This is a genomic window from Microbacterium sp. OR21, assembly GCF_047306785.1.
In the GTDB taxonomy this organism is placed as follows: domain Bacteria; phylum Actinomycetota; class Actinomycetes; order Actinomycetales; family Microbacteriaceae; genus Microbacterium; species Microbacterium esteraromaticum_E.
This window is the reverse complement of record NZ_JAZEXJ010000004.1, coordinates 124334-139278: the sequence shown is the minus strand read 5'-3', so window position 1 is coordinate 139278 and position 14945 is coordinate 124334. Positions and strand designations below refer to the sequence as shown.

Here is a 14945-nt window from a genome sequence, read left to right as displayed (position 1 = left end):
GACATGGCACATCTTCTCGGGGCCGAAGGGCTCCACCTCGAGTTCCCCACCCGGGTCGTCTTCGACTCCGTCACCCTCGGCATCGAGGAGGGCGATCGTATCGGCATCGTCGGCCGCAACGGCGACGGCAAGTCGAGTCTGCTCGGCATGCTCGCCGGGCGGCGGGAGCCGGATGCCGGGCGGGTGACCGTCCGCGGCGGCACGACGATCGGCGTGCTCGATCAGGCCGACACCCTCGACGACGACCTCACGGTCGGTCGCGCGGTCGTGGGCGACACCCCCGAGCACGAGTGGGCGGGGGATGCGAAGGTGCGCGACGTCATCGCCGGCCTGGTGTCGGACCTCGACTGGGACGCCTCGGTGGCATCGCTCAGCGGCGGACAGCGCCGCCGCGTCTCGCTCGCGCGGCTGCTCGTCGGCGACTGGGACATCATCGCCCTCGACGAGCCGACCAACCACCTCGACGTCGAAGCCATCACCTGGCTCGCCGCCCACCTGAAGAGCCGCTGGGCGAAGACGGCGGGTGCCCTGCTCGTCGTCACCCACGACCGCTGGTTCCTCGACGAGATCTGCACCGCGACCTGGGAGGTGCACGACCGGATCGTCGAGCCGTTCGAGGGCGGCTACGCCGCCTACATCCTGCAGCGTGTCGAGCGCGACCGGATGGCCGCGGCGTCCGAGGCGAAGCGGCAGAACCTCGCCCGCAAGGAGCTCGCGTGGCTGCGCCGCGGGGCGCCGGCCCGCACGAGCAAGCCGAAGTTCCGCATCGACGCCGCGAACGCGCTGATCGCTGACGTGCCCCCCATCCGCGACTCCGTGTCGCTGCAGTCGCTGGCCGTCTCGCGGCTCGGCAAGGACGTGGTGGACCTTCTGGACGCCGGCGTCGTCTACGGCGACCGAACCGTGCTGCAGGACGTCGAGTGGCGCATCGCGCCGGGCGAGCGCACCGGCATCCTCGGTGTGAACGGCGCCGGCAAATCGACCCTGCTGGGACTCGTGGCCGGCACCGTTGAGCCCACCAGCGGGCGGGTAAAGCGCGGGAAGACCGTGCAGGTGCGCACCCTCACCCAGCGGATCGACGAGCTGGAGCAGCACTGGAACGACCCCGTGCGCACGGTCATCAACGGCCTGCGCACCTCGTACACCTTCGGCACCGGCTCCAAGGCGGCGGAGCTCACGCCCGGTCAGCTGCTCGAGCGGCTCGGCTTCACCTCGGCGCAGCTCTCGACGCCCGTGAAGGACCTCTCGGGCGGCCAGCAGCGCCGGCTGCAGCTGCTTCTCGTGCTGCTCGACCAGCCGAACGTGCTGATCCTCGACGAGCCGACCAACGACATGGACACCGACATGCTCGCCGCCATCGAGGACCTGCTGGACTCGTGGCCGGGCACCCTGCTCGTGGTCAGCCACGACCGGTACTTTCTCGAGCGGGTCACCGACCAGCAGTACGCCGTGCTGCGAGGGCACCTGCGGCACCTGCCCGGCGGCATCGACGAGTACCTGCGCCTGCGCGATCTCGAGAGGCGCGATCGCGCCGAGTCGCCGACGGCCGCTCAGGCGGCTCCGGCGAGAGCATCCGGTCTGGAGGGCGCCGCGCGCCGGGCGGCGGAGAAGGAGCTCGCGGCGCTCGAGCGGCGGATGCAGAAGCTGAACGACCAGATCGACCGCGCCAAGCACGCGCTCGCCGATCACGACCAGACCGACTACACCGGCCTGGGGGAGCGGATGCAGCAGATCCAGGCGCAGCAGGACGAGGTCGACGAGCTCGAGCTGCGCTGGTTCGAGCTCACCGAGCAGCTGGACTGATCGTCGCCCCGGCTCGGGTCACCGGCCGAGCGCGTAGACGATGAGCAGCATCGTCACCGCGAAGCCGCATGCGTAGTTGATCCACAGGAAGTGCCGCCAGCCGCGGTTCGCCGCTCCGGACTCGGCGTCCGGCACCGAGCGGAACGGCGCCGCCGCCCACAGGTACGGCAGGGCGAGCACGGCCGCCAGCGCCCCCGGCCATCCGGTGAGCAGCATCAGCAGACCCGCGGCCGCCCAGCAGGCGAGGGCGAGACGCACCGTGCGAGCAGCCCCCAGCGCGGTCGCGATCGACGAGATGCCGCCCTCGCGGTCGGGAACGACGTCCTGCACCGCGCCGAAGGCGTGGCTGGCGACCCCCCACAGGAAGAACGCGCTCAGCAGCGCGATCAGGCCGGGCGTCACCGTGCCGCCGGCGAGCGCGAAGCCGTACACGGCGGGGCTGACGAAGTGGATGCTCGAGGTCACCGAGTCGAGCACCGGCACCTCCTTGAAGCGGAACGGCGGTGCCGAGTACGCGACGACGGCGAACAGGCTGATCGCCAGGATCAGCCACGACACCGGCGAGCCGAGCACGACCAGCGCCACGACGAACGGCACGCACAGCGCGATGGCGGTCACGAGCACGGTGCGGTGCCGCTGCGGCGAGAGCAGGGCGCCCTCCACCCCGCCCTTGCGCGGGTTCGCGAGGTCGGAGGCGTAGTCGAACACGTCGTTGATGCCGTACATCGCCAGGTTGTACGGCACGAGGAAGAACAGCGTGCCGATGACCCAGCGCGCGTCGACCCCGCCGGCGACCAGCAGGTACGCGGCGGCGAACGGGTAGGCCGTGTTGATCCAGCTGAGCGGCCGGGAGGCGGCGAGGAGATCCCGGATCATCGCGGGCCCCTCTCGTGGCGTCGGTCGCGACGCAGTCGCGACCACAGAGCCGGCAGCAGGATCACCGCGACGAGCGGGTAGGTGAAGTCCTCGATCGGCGCCAGCCCGATCCGGATGCCGGAGATGTGCGCGTCGGAGTAGTCGATGAGTCCGATCCCGATCATGACGCTGTCGAACACCGCGGTGAGCACCAGCAGGCAGGCGGCGGCGATCGCCAGGGACGCGCAGGACGGCATCCGGTCGCGCCGTCGCGCGGACAGCGCGATCACGACGGCCGCGGCGACGAAGCCGGCGCACAGCAGCAGGTAGGTCATCGCGCTGCACCTTTCCGACGCTCGAGGAATCGCTGCGATCCGCACACGAGCACCATGGTGAGCTCGCACAGGAACAGCAGGAACACCGGCTCCTCGATGGGCAGCTCCGGTGCCAGCAGGATGCCGACGGCCAGCGCGTTGTCGCCTTCGAAGAAGATGCCCAGCGCGATGCCCGCGAGATCCCACAGCAGGAAGAACGTCACACCGATGACCAGCACGATGACGGCGCGCACCGGGTCGTGCCCGAGGAACAGGCGGTGTCGTACATCGAGCAGCACCATGCCCCCGAGCGAGACGAGCAGCGCGATCAGATAGGCGCCGGTCACAGTGCCGCCACGGTGGGCGTCGTGGCCGGCGGCTCGGCGAGGGGACCGGCCGAGGTATCGCCGCGCAGGCGCTTGACGACCAGCTCGGCGCTGATCAGGCACATCGGCAGACCGATGCCGGGGATCGTCGTCGCGCCGGCATAAAGCAGCCCGTCGACCTTCGACGACATGTTCGCGCCGCGGAGGAAGGCACTCTGACGCAGCGTGTGCGCAGGGCCGAGCGCACCGCCGCGCCACGCCCCGAGGTCGCGCTCGAAGTCGGCAGGTCCGATCGTGCGCCGCACGACGATGCGCTCGCGCAGGTCGGGGATGTCGCACCAGGCGGCGATCTGGTCGATGGCCGCGTCGGCGGCCCGCTCCACCCGCGCGTCGCCCGCGCCGTCGACGCCGCCCGCGCCGATGGTCGTGTCGGCCGGGACGGGGATGAGCACGAAGAGGTTCTCGTGTCCTTCCGGTGCCACGTCGTCGGTCGCGCTGGGGCGGCAGACGTACAGCGAGGCGGGGTCGGGGATGCGTCTGCCCTCGCCGCGGCGGCCCCTGCCGTAGATCGCGTCGAAGCCCTCCTCCCACGCCTTCGTGAACAGCAGCGTGTGGTGGGCCAGCTGCGGCAGCTCGCCGCGCACGCCGAGCAGGGCGAGGACAGCTCCGGGGCCCGGATCGCGCCCCTCCCACCAGCTGTCCGACCGGGTGCGGTGCTCGGGATCGAGCAGGTGCTGCTCGGTGACGTGCAGGTCGGCGGTCGACACCACGACGTCGGCGGGCAGCTGCTCGCGCGTGCCGTCGGCGAGTTCGACCTCGACACCCGTCGCGGCGCCGTCGACGACCGTGATGCGCGTGGCACGGCATCCGGTGCGGACGGTGACCCCCTCGGCCCTCGCCACGCGGGCGATGGCCTCGATCACGGCGGTGAAGCCGCCGCGCGGATACAGCACGCCCTGGCCGATGTCGAGGTGACTCATCAGGTGGTACATGCCCGGCGCCTTCGCCGGCGACGTGCCGAGGAACACGGCCGGGTAGCCGAGGATCTGCTGCACCCGCGGGTCGCGGGTGTGCCGGCGGATGCGCCGGTCGAGCGGCTCGGCGAGCAGCCGGGCGAGCGTGGGCAGGCCGCGCAGGGTGCGTGCGGTGAGCAGCGGACGCAGCGACTCGTAGGTGCTGTAGAGGAACGTCGAGGTGGCGAGGTCGTAGGTGTCGGCGGCCGAGGCGAGGTAGCGGTCGAGCTGCTGCTCGGCATCCGGGTCCAGGGCGACCAGCGCATCTCTGGCGCCCTCGGCGGGCAGGTCGAACGGCTCGTCGTCGCCCTCGAAGTACACCCGGTACGCCGGGTCGAGCGGCACGAGGTCGAGCTGCTCCGCCGACGAGGTGCCCAGCAGGCGGAAGAAGTGATCGAACACCTCGGGCATGAGATACCACGAGGGGCCGGTGTCGAAGCGGAAGCCGCCCGACTCCCAGCTGCCGGCGCGACCGCCCAGCTCGTCACGGGCTTCGACGAGGGTGACCTCGGCGCCCTCGCGGGCCAGCAGCGCGGCGGTGGCGAGACCCGAGATGCCCCCGCCGATGACGACGGCGCGGGTCATGAGCTCGTCCTTCCGGTCGCGGCGAGGATCAGGATGCGCAGCTTGCGACGCAGCGGCACCGAGACCCTGGTGGTGCGCAGCCGGGATGCCGGCGTCGCGCGCAGCTGCTCGTTGAGCCGGCCGAACAGGTCGGCGGCGGCGGTCGTCGCGCGGCGGGAGCCGTGCGGCAGGCGGGCGATCGCCGATCGGGCGACGGTCAGGTCCTCGGCGATCTCGTCGACGACGGCCTCCTTCTCTCGGTCGGTGAATGTCGCCGGGTCCAGCCCCGGGATGTACGAGCGGCCCAGGCGACCGGAGTCGTCGGCCAGGTCGCGCAGGAAGTTGACCTTCTGGAACGCGGCGCCCAGCCGACGCGCGCCCTCCTCGAGGTGCTCGTCGAGAACCATCCCCGACCGCTCGAGGGCGAACACCCGCAGGCACATCGATCCGACCACCTCGGCCGAGCCGTGGATGTAGCGGCGGTACTGCTCCTGGTCGAAACGCGGGTGGGCCGTGGCGTCCATCCGCATCGACTCGAAGAACGGCCGCACCAGATCCGGGCCGATCCCCGTCCGCCGGGCGGTCGCGGCGAAGGCGTGCACGATGAGGTTCGAGCTGAAGCCGCGCTCGATCGCCGTCAGCGTGTCCCGCTCCAGCTCGTCGAGGATCGCGATGACCTCCGGCCGGTCGAGGCCCGCCTCGGCGGCGGGCCCGTCGACGATCTCGTCGGCGACCCGCACGAGCGCGTACACGTCCGCGATCCCGGCACGCACCTCACGGGGGAGCAGGCGGCTGGCATAGCCGAACGAGGTCGAGTAGCTGCCGATCACCCGGGCGGATGCGGCGTGCGCCGTGCGGGTGTACAGGTCGAGGGCAGGCGACGCGGTCACGACTGCCGCTCCGCGCATCTCTCGGCGATGTGCGCCAGCTCGGCACGCAGCGCGGTGGGCAGCGGGGCTATGGCGACCTCGTGCAGCACCTCGCGCAGCACCTCGTCGATGACCCGCTGCATCCGCTCCACGGCGCCGCAGGCGATCAGCGCGGCGCGCAGTCGGTCGGCGTCGGCCGCCTCGAGGGGTGCCCGGCCGAAGAGCGGGCGCACCGCCTCCCACTCCGGCGTGCCCTCGGCGAACGCGACGAGCAGGGTGCGCTTGCCCTCGCGCAGATCCCCGATCACGCTCTTGCCCGTGCTGCTCTCGACCCCGAAGACCCCGAGCGCGTCGTCTCGCAGCTGGTACAGCAGACCCAGGCGCGAGCCGATCCGCTCCAGCGCCTGGCAGACCTGGTCGGTCGCGCCGGCGAGCAGCGCGCCGACGCGCAGCGGGGCCGCGAACGAATAGGCCGCGGTCTTCTGCTCGATCATCTGCAGGATGTCGTCGTGCCCGGCGTGCATCACGCCCTTGGCATAGCCGACGTCCGCATGCTCACCGGCAGCGGTGAGCATGAGCGCGTCGTCGATCACCCGGTGCAGAGCGGCCGACGCCGGATGGGCGACCTCGGCGACGAGCACGTGCGCGCCGCTGATCAGCAGGTCTCCGGCGAGCAGCGCGGACGCCTCGCCCCACGACGTGGCGGTCAGCGGGTCGAGCCCGTCGTCCAGCGCCGCAGAGGCGAACCTGCCGGCGAGATTGGGCTGACCGCGCCGGACGAGGTCGCGATCGAGCACGTCGTCGTGCATCAGCAGCGCGGTGTGCAGCACCTCGAACGCGGCGGCGGCATGCAGCGCGGCGTCGTCCTCGACACCGCCGAGCCGCTCGTGGGTCAGCAGAAGAAGTCGCGGGCGCAGACGCTTCCCGCCCTGGGTCGCGTCGGCGGCGCGGCGCCACAGATCGCCGTAGCGACCGCCCATGGCGTCGGCGCGAGCGATCCGGCCGGCGAAGAACCGGTCGATGATCTCATCCAGTCGCGGGTCCACCGCGGTCTCGAGTCTCACGCGACCCTCCGCCAGGCGGTGGCATCGATCGTGCCCGTCGTGGCGGAGAGCTGCTGCGCCTGCAGCACGAGCCAGGGGCTGAAGGCCCACGGGGCGGCGGTGAGGGCGGCCGCGAGGTCCTCAGGGCTGACCCACCGGGCATCCATCGCCTCGGCCGGGTTGAGCGTCGGATCGCCGACGGCGCGTGCGGTGTAGACCGGGCAGATCTCGTTCTCGACGATGCCCGACGCGTCGATCGCGCGGTAGCGGAAGTCGGGCAGCTCGAGCTGCAGGTCCGCGAGGTCGAGGCCCAGCTCCTCCCGCGCGCGGCGCTGCACGGCATCCGGGATCGCCTCGAAGGGACCGGGGTGGCCGCAGAACGCGTTCGTCCACGTGCCCGGCCAGGCGCGCTTGCTCAGAGCCCGGCGGGTCAGCAGCAGCCGCCCCTCGTCGTCTCGCACATGGCAGGAGAAGGCGAGGTGCAGCGGGGTCGCCTCGTGGTGCACGTCCGCTTTGGGGGCGACACCGCTGGGCGCGCCGTCGTCGTCGAGAAGGATCACGCGCTCGGGGGAGTGGTTCACTTCGGCCTCCTGAGTATTCGCTAGACAGGCTAGCTATCAACTACAGAAATATCCAGAACTGGCATAAAATCAACCGAATGAGGAAGGGTAACCCGTCCGCCTCGCCGGCGGTGATCATGCACGACCCGCGCCTGAACGACCCGGCGCAGGAGATCGTGCGCACCGCCGACCTCGCCCCCGCAGAGCTCGAGAGCGTCCTCGAAGTGCTCGACGCCATGCGGCGCTGGCGGGACGCCGAGCGTCTGACCAGTGAGGCGTCGCAGCGCTACATGCGTCTCGGCGCCAGCGACATGCGGGCGCTTCGCATGCTCATCGCGGCGGGCAATCAGGGGATCGCCGTCACCCCGAGCACGATGGCAGCCCACCTGGGCATCTCGGCCGCGTCCACGACCAAGCTGCTGGATCGTCTCGAGCGCGCCGGTCACATCGTCCGCAGAGCGCACCCGGACGACCGGCGCAGCCTCGTCATCGACGTCACCGACGACTCACGACGCGCCGCCCGCGCCACCGTCGGCCGCGAGCACGCGCGACGCTTCGACGTGGTCGCCTCCCTGACCGCCGAGCAGCGCCGGATCGTCACGGACTTCTTCGATGAGATGGCGGCCACCGCCGAGCGTGACGCCGTGTGACGACGCGATTCTGAACGCACCCCGGCTGCGGCGTACCTTTTCGGAGTCCCCCACGAGAGGAAGAACCCGAAAATGTCCCGCCGCTTCACCACCCTCGCCGCTGCAGCCGCGGCGGTTGCACTCGTCACCGGTCTCGCCGGCTGCGCCTCCGCCGACGGCGGAGAGACCGGATCCGCCGGAGCCGCCGACGACGTCGTCAAGATCGGCGTGGTCGGGAAGGGCGACCCGCAGTGGGCGGCGTTCGAGAAGGCCGCGAAGGCCGAGGGCATCGACGTCGAGATCATCGACTTCGGCTCGTACGAGCAGCCCAACCCGGCCCTGGCCGCCGGCGAGCTCGACCTCAACCAGTTCCAGCACATCGTCTACCTCGCCCAGTACAACGCCGCGAACGACGGCGATCTGCAGCCCATCGGCGCGACCGCGATCTACCCGCTCGGCCTGTACTCGACCAAGCACGACGATGTGAAGGACATCCCCGAGGGTGGCACGGTCGTCGTGCCCGACGACGCGTCGAACCAGGCTCGCGCGCTGCTCGTCCTGCAGTCGGCCGGCCTGATCGAGCTCAAGAGCGGCGGCACGATCGTCAGCGACATCGCCGACATCGACACCGGCAAGTCGAAGGTCGAGGTCACCGCGCTCGAGGCGGCCGTGATCCCCACCTCGCTCCCCGACGTGGACGCGGCGATCATCAACAACGACTTCGTGCAGGACGCCGGTCTGACGTTCGAGGACGCCATCGCGCAGGACGACCCGACCGATCCGAACGCCCTGCCCTACGTCAACATCTTCGCCGCGCGCGCCGATGACGTCGACAACGAGACCTACCAGCAGCTCGTCGAGATCTTCCAGACGGACGAGGCCGTGCAGAAGGGGCTGCTCGAGGCATCCGGCGGCACCGGCGTGCCGCTGACGACCCCGGCGGCCGACCTGCAGGAGTCGCTGAAGAAGGTGCTCGAGGACACCGCCGGCTGACCGGCTGAGCGGCGTTCCGAGACGAATGCGAGAGAATCGGGCGGCGCCGTCGAGCGCCGCCCGATTCCCGTGTCCCGGGCGCCGGCAGCACCCACCAACCTCACCCCGGAGCACAGCATGGCCATCGTGAGCCTTCACGGCGTCACCAAGACATACCCCGGCCGAGGGCGCGACAGCGCCGAGGTGACCGCGGTCGACGACGTCACCCTCGAGATCGAACAGGGTGACGTGTTCGGCATCATCGGCTATTCCGGCGCCGGCAAGTCGACCCTCGTGCGGCTGATCAACGCCCTCGAGCCCGCGACCGCCGGACGCATCGTCGTCGACGGCGTCGACATCACCCTGTTGAGCGAGCGCCGGCTTCGCGCGGTGCGCGGCGGCATCGGCATGATCTTCCAGCAGTTCAACCTGTTCTCGTCCCGCACGGTGCGAGCCAACATCGCCTACCCGCTCAAACTGGCGGGCTGGCCGAAGGCCGACATCGACGAGCGGGTCAGCGAGCTGCTGCGCTTCGTCGGTCTCTCCGACAAGGCGCGCGCCTATCCCGAGCAGCTGTCCGGCGGGCAGAAGCAGCGTGTCGGCATCGCGCGTGCGCTGGCGACCCGCCCGGCCATCCTGCTCGCTGATGAGGCCACCAGCGCGCTCGATCCGCAGACCACGCACGAGGTGCTCGAGCTGCTCGGTCGGGTCAACCGCGAGCAGGGCGTGACGATCGTGGTGATCACGCACGAGATGGACGTCATCCAGACCATCGCGACGAAGGTGGCGGTGATGGAGGGAGGCCGCGTGATCGAGCAGGGAGACGTGTTCGAGGTGTTCTCGCGCCCGCAGAACCCCGCATCTCAGCGCTTCGTCGGCACCGTGATCAAGGGCATCCCCTCTCCGGCCGAGCGCGCCGCGCTGCGTGCGCGGCACGACGGGCGCTTGGTCACCTTCTCGTTCCGCGACGGCGACTCCTCGCAGGCCCAGGTCTTCCTCGACCTCGCGAAGGCGGGTCTGGACTTCGAACTCGTCTACGGCGGCATCAACGACATCCGCGGTCGCGCCTTCGGGCACCTGACCCTCGCGATCAGAGGCGCGGATGCCGATGTGGACGCGGCGCTGCAGACCATCGGCCGCCACGCCGACGTCACCGAGCTCGCAGACGATGCCGATCTCGCGAACGGGGAGGTGCGCTGATGGACCGGCTCGTGGAACTGGCGCCGGAGTTCTGGAAGGCCGCCGTCGAGACGCTGTACATGACGGCGTTCGCTCTGATCATGGCGGGCGTGCTCGGCACGCTCATCGGCGTCGGGCTGTACATCACCCGACGCGGCGGGCTGCTGCAGAACCGAGTCGTGAACGGCGTGCTCGAGCTGCTGGTGAACTTCTTCCGCCCGATCCCGTTCGTGATCTTCATCGCCGCGATCTCGCAGCCGCTCTCGCGCGCGATCCTCGGCATCGGCATCGGGATCAACGCGGGTGCGTTCGGCATCGGCCTCGCCGCGTCGTTCGCGATCGCCCGCATCGTCGAGCAGCATCTCGTCTCGGTGCCGCCCGGGATCATCGAGGCGGCACGGGCGATGGGCGCCGGGCCGTGGCGCATCCTGTTCACCGTGGTGATCCCGGAGTCGCTCGGCCCCCTGATCCTCGGGTACACGTTCGTGGTCGTGGCGCTCATCGACATGACGGCCATGGCCGGGCTCATCGGCGGCGGGGGTCTGGGCGCCTTCGCCCAGATCTACGGCTTCCGGCAGTTCTCGCCGGTCGTGATGTGGGCGGCGATCATCCTGATCGTGCTGTTCGTGCACCTCGTGCAGCTGCTGGGCACCAGGCTCGCCCGCGTGGTGATGCGCCGCTAGCCGGAGCTCACGCCGAAGGGGCCTCCTGCAGGGTGCGCCGCGTGACGAACTCGCGCGGCGCGCCGCTCAGCGGGTCGGTGAAGCGCAGCTCGCGCGCGAGCAGCTGCAGCGGACGGCTGAAGTCGTCGGGCGCCTCGGGCAGAAGCTCGGGATAGAAGCCGTCGTTCAGGATGCCCGCGCCGAGGGCCGCCAGATGCACGCGCAGCTGATGCATGCGCCCAGAGTGCGGCCGCAGCAGGGTGTGCACGACCCGGTCGTCGAACCCGTGCAGCTCGATCAGCGTCTCGGAGTTCGGCTCGCCGGCATCGTCGACGCGCACGCAGACGTGCGCACGCAGCTTCTCGATGTGATTGCGGTGCACGATCGGGAACGGCCGGCCCGCCAGAGCGGGGGATGCCGGATCCCAGCCGGCAGGCAGCGCCGACACCGCCTCGTACACCTTCTCGACCTGCCGGCGCTCGAACAGCAGCTGATACGCGCCGCGGGTCTCGGGGCGGGTGGAGAACATCAGCAGGCCGGCCGTGGCCCGGTCGAGGCGGTGGATCGGCGTGAGCTCGGGGATGCCCAGCCGGTTGCGCAACCGCACCAGCGCCGAGTTCTGCAGGTACTTGCCGCCGGGTGTGGTCGGCAGGAAGTGCGGCTTGTCGGCGACCACCAGGTCGCGGTCGCGATGCAGCACCTCGATCTCGAACGGGATCTCGCGCTCCACCGGCGGCTCGCGGTAGTACCAGACGAACTCGTGCGCTCCCAGCGGCGTGTGCCGCGTGAGCGGGGTGCCGTCGCGGGCGACGATCTCGCCGCGGTCGAAGCGCGACAGCAGCCGCTCCGGTTCGAGGTGGAAGAAGCGCTCGGCCATGTACGCGCCTACTGTGGGCCAGGGGCCGCTCATGGGCAGGTGCAGCCGGGTCGCGCCGACGCCGTCGCGCACCGGCAGGGGAGAGGCCATCGCCATCAGCGGCCGTGCCCCGTCGCACGAGAGCTCACGAGTCGAAGCTCAGACTCAGCTTGCGCAGCAGACCCGCCAGTCGCTCCCGGTCGCCGCGGGGGAGCGCCTGCAGCAGCACCGCCTCGGCGTCGACCAGGCGGGTGATCGCGGCATCCACCCGCACACGGCCGTCGTCGGTCAGCGTGACCAGCACGCTGCGGCCGTCCTGGGGATCGGACTCCCGACGCACGAAACGCCGGCCGACCAGACGGTCGATGCGGTTGGTCATCGTGCCGCTCGAGACGAGGGTCTGCTGCAGCAGCTGCTTGGGGGAGAGCTGGAAGGGCGCGCCCGCCCGGCGCAGCGCCGAGAGCACGTCCCATTCCCACGGCTCGATGTCGCTGCGGCGGAACACCTCGCGGCGCGCGCGGTCGAGGTGCCGCGACAGGCGGTCCATGCGCGAGAGCACCTCGAGGGGTGAGAAGTCCAGGTCGGGACGCTGGGTGTTCCAGGCGCCGACGATCCGGTCGACCTCATCCGCCTCGTTCATCCCCTCATTATCCCGCGGCTCGCACGTCGTCGCGGACGGGACGGTCGGCGGCGCCGTGGCAGAATTGAGACGCGGTCGCCCGTCTCGCACGGCGCTGAAGGCCGTGGTCCGCCGTGGTGTAACGGCAGCACGACAGCCTTTGGAGCTGTGAGGTTCAGGTTCGAATCCTGGCGGCGGAGCATGACGCAGAACAATCTCGCCATCATCGTGCTCGCCGCAGGTCAGGGCACTCGGATGAAGTCCCGTCGACCCAAGGTGCTGCACGAGATCGCGGGGCGCCCGCTGGTCGGCCACGTGCTCACCACGGCGCGCTCGCTCGGCGCCGCGCACATCGAGGTGGTCGTGCGCCATGAACGGGAGCAGGTCGTCACCGCGCTCGCCGCGGACTACCCGGACGCGGTCTTCGTCGACCAGGACGACGTGCCCGGCACCGGACGCGCCGTGCAGGTCGCGATCGACGCCCTGCCCGACGACTTCGACGGCGACGTGCTCGTGCTCTCCGGCGACTGCCCGCTCGCCGACGTCGATACCCTCTCGGCCTTCCTCGACGAGCACCGCGCCGGCGGCGCGCCGGCGACGCTGATGACGGCCGTCGTCGACGACCCGACCGGCTACGGTCGCGTGATCCGCGACGCGGACGGCGGGGTCGACCGCATCGTCGAGCAGAAGGACGCCAGCGAGGACGAGGCGGCCGTCCGCGAGATCAACGCCGGCATGTACGTCTTCCGCTCGGAGACGCTGCGCCGCTATCTGCCCGAGATCGGCGTCGACAACGCGCAGGGGGAGATGTACCTCACCGATGTGCCCGGCCTGCTGCGCCGTGACGGCGACCGCGTGGCGGCATCCGTGGTGTCGGATGTCACCGTCACGTATGGCGTCAACGACCGCGCCCAGCTCGCCCTCGTCGGACGCCTGCTCAACCAGCGCATCGTGCGGCACTGGCAGCGCGAGGGCGTCACGATCGTCGACCCCGAGACCACCTGGATCGACGACGATGCGAAGCTCGCGCCCGACGTCACGATCCTGCCCAACACGCAGATCCTGCGCGCCACGGTCATCGCCGCCGGCGCGACGGTGGGCCCCGATACGACCCTGGTCGACTGCGAGATCGGCGAGGACGCCGTGGTCAAGCGCACCGACGCCAACCTTGCCGTGGTCGGGGCGAATGCGACCGTGGGCCCGTTCTCGTTCCTGCGCCCCGGCACCGTGCTTGGCGCGGGCGGCAAGATCGGCGCGTACGTCGAGACCAAGAACGCCGAGATCGGCGAGGGCAGCAAGGTTCCGCACCTGTCGTACGTGGGAGACGCCACGATCGGCCGGGGCGTGAACCTGGGCGCCAGCACGATCACCGCGAACTACGACGACGTGAACAAGCACCGCACGGTGGTCGGCGACGAGGTGCACACCGGATCTCACACGGTGCTCGTCGCGCCCGTTAGGCTGGGAGCCGGTGCGAAGACCGGTGCCGGCGCGGTCGTCCGCAAGGACGTCCCGGCGGGTGCCCTGGCCATGAGCGTCGCCCCCCAGCGCAACATCGACGGGTGGGTCGAGAAGAACAGAGCAGGCACGGGCGCAGCCGATGCGGCGGCCCGCGAACGATCGGCGGAGTGAGTCGCATGGGCAACAAGAAGAAGAAGGCCGCGCTCGATCGTGAGAACGGCGTCGCACCCGGACTGATCGCGAAGACCAAGAAGCGACTCGTCGTCGCCGGCGGACGCTCGCACCCCGAGCTGACCGCGGCCGTGGCCGCGGCGCTGGGCCAGGAGGTCGCCCCGGTCGAGCACCGCACGTTCGCCTCCGGCGAGATCTACGCCCGCTTCGAGGTGTCGATCCGCGGCTGCGACCTGTTCATCGTGCAGTCGTTCGGCCAGCCGGTGAACGAGTGGCTGATGGAGACGCTGATCATGCTCGATGCCGCCAAGCGCGCCTCGGCCAAGCGGATCACCGTCGTCGCGCCGTACTACCCGTACTCCCGGCAGGACAAGAAGGGCCGCGGCCGTGAGCCGATCTCCGCGCGCCTGGTCTCCGACATGCTGAAGACCGCGGGCGCCGATCGCGTGATGAGCGTCGACCTGCACGCCGCGCAGATCCAGGGCTTCTTCGACGGCCCCGTCGACCACCTCTTCGCCAAGCCCGTGCTGCTCGAGCACTTCGAGGGCACCCTCACCGCCACGGACCGCGAGACGCTCACCATCGTCTCTCCCGACATGGGACGCGTGCGCGTCGCCGACACCTGGTCGGACAGCCTCGGCGCGCCGCTCGCGATCATCCACAAGCGCCGCGACCCGAAGGTCGCCAACCAGGTCTCCGTGCACGAGATCGTCGGCACGGTCGACGACCGCACCTGCCTGCTCGTCGACGACATGATCGACACCGGCGGCACGATCGTCAAGGCGGCGCAGGCGCTGAAAGCGAACGGCGCCCGCAAGGTGATAGTCGCCGCCACGCACGCGGTGTTCAGCGACCCGGCATCCGAGCGCCTGCAGGACGAGGCGATCGACCAGGTCGTCGTCACGGACACCATCCCGCTGACCGAATCGCGTCGTTGGGACGGACTCACCATCCTCCCCATCGCGCCGCTGCTGGCGACCGCGATCAAGCAGGTCTTCGAGGACGGTTCGGTCACCAGCATGTTCGGCGGAGACGCCTGACACCTCGCC

At 70.7% G+C, this 14945-nt stretch carries 16 protein-coding genes and 1 tRNA gene; 8 read left to right on the top strand and 9 right to left on the bottom strand.

Annotated elements, in window-relative coordinates; all coding sequences use genetic code 11:
• The first annotated feature begins 3 nt into the window (after positions 1-3).
• Complete coding sequence (locus tag V2S04_RS13230; RefSeq protein WP_413638913.1) at positions 4-1803, top strand: ABC-F family ATP-binding cassette domain-containing protein; 1800 nt, start codon at positions 4-6, stop codon at positions 1801-1803.
• An 18-nt stretch (positions 1804-1821) separates the two neighbouring features.
• Here the strand turns inward: V2S04_RS13230 and V2S04_RS13225 are convergent, their stop codons facing one another.
• From V2S04_RS13225 to idi, 7 genes are read right to left on the bottom strand one after another with little or no spacing between them, the layout of a single operon-like run.
• Positions 1822-2679, bottom strand: coding sequence for a prenyltransferase (locus tag V2S04_RS13225; RefSeq protein ID WP_413638912.1), 858 nt, complete (start codon positions 2677-2679; stop codon positions 1822-1824).
• Positions 2676-2993, bottom strand: coding sequence for a lycopene cyclase domain-containing protein (locus V2S04_RS13220; protein WP_413638910.1), 318 nt, complete (start codon positions 2991-2993; stop codon positions 2676-2678). Before V2S04_RS13220 ends, V2S04_RS13225 begins: the two co-directional genes overlap by 4 nt.
• The gene (locus V2S04_RS13215) at positions 2990-3319 is read right to left on the bottom strand and encodes a lycopene cyclase domain-containing protein (RefSeq protein ID WP_413638909.1); all 330 of its coding nucleotides are present in this window, start codon (positions 3317-3319) and stop codon (positions 2990-2992) included. The genes V2S04_RS13220 and V2S04_RS13215 overlap by 4 nt, the downstream gene beginning before the upstream one ends.
• Positions 3316-4896: a phytoene desaturase family protein gene (gene crtI, locus V2S04_RS13210; protein ID WP_413638908.1), complete on the bottom strand. Its 1581-nt coding sequence runs from the start codon at positions 4894-4896 to the stop codon at positions 3316-3318. The genes V2S04_RS13215 and crtI overlap by 4 nt, the downstream gene beginning before the upstream one ends.
• Positions 4893-5765, bottom strand: a complete 873-nt coding sequence (locus V2S04_RS13205; protein ID WP_413638906.1) for a phytoene/squalene synthase family protein — start codon at positions 5763-5765, stop codon at positions 4893-4895. The genes crtI and V2S04_RS13205 overlap by 4 nt, the downstream gene beginning before the upstream one ends.
• A complete protein-coding gene (locus V2S04_RS13200) occupies positions 5762-6808 on the bottom strand; it encodes a polyprenyl synthetase family protein (RefSeq protein WP_413638905.1) in 1047 nt (348 codons plus the stop codon). Before V2S04_RS13200 ends, V2S04_RS13205 begins: the two co-directional genes overlap by 4 nt.
• Positions 6805-7368 carry an isopentenyl-diphosphate Delta-isomerase gene (gene idi / locus V2S04_RS13195; RefSeq protein ID WP_413638904.1) on the bottom strand — a complete coding sequence of 188 codons (564 nt, stop codon included), beginning with the start codon at positions 7366-7368 and terminating at the stop codon, positions 6805-6807. Before idi ends, V2S04_RS13200 begins: the two co-directional genes overlap by 4 nt.
• Before the next feature lie 77 nt (positions 7369-7445).
• Between idi and V2S04_RS13190 the strand changes: the two genes are divergently transcribed.
• The 4 genes from V2S04_RS13190 to V2S04_RS13175 all read left to right on the top strand — a co-directional run bounded on the left by V2S04_RS13190 (position 7446) and on the right by V2S04_RS13175 (position 10810).
• Positions 7446-7997, top strand: a complete 552-nt coding sequence (locus V2S04_RS13190) for a MarR family winged helix-turn-helix transcriptional regulator (RefSeq protein ID WP_413638903.1) — start codon at positions 7446-7448, stop codon at positions 7995-7997.
• Positions 7998-8069: 72 nt separating this feature from the next.
• Positions 8070-8969 (top strand): MetQ/NlpA family ABC transporter substrate-binding protein, encoded by a 900-nt coding sequence (locus tag V2S04_RS13185; protein ID WP_413638901.1) that lies wholly within the window; start codon positions 8070-8072, stop codon positions 8967-8969.
• Positions 8970-9086: 117 nt separating this feature from the next.
• Entirely contained in the window at positions 9087-10148 is a 1062-nt protein-coding gene (locus V2S04_RS13180; protein ID WP_413638899.1) for a methionine ABC transporter ATP-binding protein, read from the top strand.
• Entirely contained in the window at positions 10148-10810 is a 663-nt protein-coding gene (locus tag V2S04_RS13175) for a methionine ABC transporter permease (RefSeq protein ID WP_099195692.1), read from the top strand. Before V2S04_RS13180 ends, V2S04_RS13175 begins: the two co-directional genes overlap by 1 nt.
• A gap of 7 nt (positions 10811-10817) precedes the next feature.
• On the opposite strand, the gene V2S04_RS13170 is transcribed toward V2S04_RS13175, so the two are convergent.
• The gene (locus V2S04_RS13170) at positions 10818-11756 is read right to left on the bottom strand and encodes a pseudouridine synthase (protein WP_413638897.1); all 939 of its coding nucleotides are present in this window, start codon (positions 11754-11756) and stop codon (positions 10818-10820) included.
• A 34-nt stretch (positions 11757-11790) separates the two neighbouring features.
• Positions 11791-12285 (bottom strand): MarR family winged helix-turn-helix transcriptional regulator, encoded by a 495-nt coding sequence (locus tag V2S04_RS13165; protein WP_413638895.1) that lies wholly within the window; start codon positions 12283-12285, stop codon positions 11791-11793.
• Between the two features lie 107 nt (positions 12286-12392).
• On the opposite strand from V2S04_RS13165, the gene V2S04_RS13160 reads away from it, so the two are divergent.
• The 3 genes from V2S04_RS13160 to V2S04_RS13150 all read left to right on the top strand — a co-directional run bounded on the left by V2S04_RS13160 (position 12393) and on the right by V2S04_RS13150 (position 14936).
• Positions 12393-12464: transfer RNA gene (locus V2S04_RS13160), tRNA-Gln, on the top strand.
• A 1-nt stretch (position 12465) separates the two neighbouring features.
• Complete coding sequence (glmU, locus tag V2S04_RS13155) at positions 12466-13896, top strand: bifunctional UDP-N-acetylglucosamine diphosphorylase/glucosamine-1-phosphate N-acetyltransferase GlmU (RefSeq protein ID WP_413638893.1); 1431 nt, start codon at positions 12466-12468, stop codon at positions 13894-13896.
• Positions 13897-13901: 5 nt separating this feature from the next.
• Entirely contained in the window at positions 13902-14936 is a 1035-nt protein-coding gene (locus V2S04_RS13150) for a ribose-phosphate diphosphokinase (protein WP_413638891.1), read from the top strand.
• Positions 14937-14945: the final 9 nt, after the last annotated feature.

Excerpts from the sequence above, each read along its gene's own strand:
- V2S04_RS13230 (WP_413638913.1), top strand. The coding sequence starts at position 4 with ATGGCACATCTTCTCGGGGCCGAAGGGCTCCACCTCGAGTTCCCCACC.
- V2S04_RS13225 (WP_413638912.1), bottom strand. The coding sequence starts at position 2,679 with ATGATCCGGGATCTCCTCGCCGCCTCCCGGCCGCTCAGCTGGATCAAC.
- V2S04_RS13220 (WP_413638910.1), bottom strand. The coding sequence starts at position 2,993 with ATGACCTACCTGCTGCTGTGCGCCGGCTTCGTCGCCGCGGCCGTCGTG.
- crtI (WP_413638908.1), bottom strand. The coding sequence starts at position 4,896 with ATGACCCGCGCCGTCGTCATCGGCGGGGGCATCTCGGGTCTCGCCACC.
- V2S04_RS13190 (WP_413638903.1), top strand. The coding sequence starts at position 7,446 with ATGAGGAAGGGTAACCCGTCCGCCTCGCCGGCGGTGATCATGCACGAC.
- V2S04_RS13185 (WP_413638901.1), top strand. The coding sequence starts at position 8,070 with ATGTCCCGCCGCTTCACCACCCTCGCCGCTGCAGCCGCGGCGGTTGCA.
- V2S04_RS13180 (WP_413638899.1), top strand. The coding sequence starts at position 9,087 with ATGGCCATCGTGAGCCTTCACGGCGTCACCAAGACATACCCCGGCCGA.
- V2S04_RS13175 (WP_099195692.1), top strand. The coding sequence starts at position 10,148 with ATGGACCGGCTCGTGGAACTGGCGCCGGAGTTCTGGAAGGCCGCCGTC.
- V2S04_RS13170 (WP_413638897.1), bottom strand. The coding sequence starts at position 11,756 with ATGGCCTCTCCCCTGCCGGTGCGCGACGGCGTCGGCGCGACCCGGCTG.
- V2S04_RS13165 (WP_413638895.1), bottom strand. The coding sequence starts at position 12,285 with ATGAACGAGGCGGATGAGGTCGACCGGATCGTCGGCGCCTGGAACACC.
- glmU (WP_413638893.1), top strand. The coding sequence starts at position 12,466 with ATGACGCAGAACAATCTCGCCATCATCGTGCTCGCCGCAGGTCAGGGC.
- V2S04_RS13150 (WP_413638891.1), top strand. The coding sequence starts at position 13,902 with ATGGGCAACAAGAAGAAGAAGGCCGCGCTCGATCGTGAGAACGGCGTC.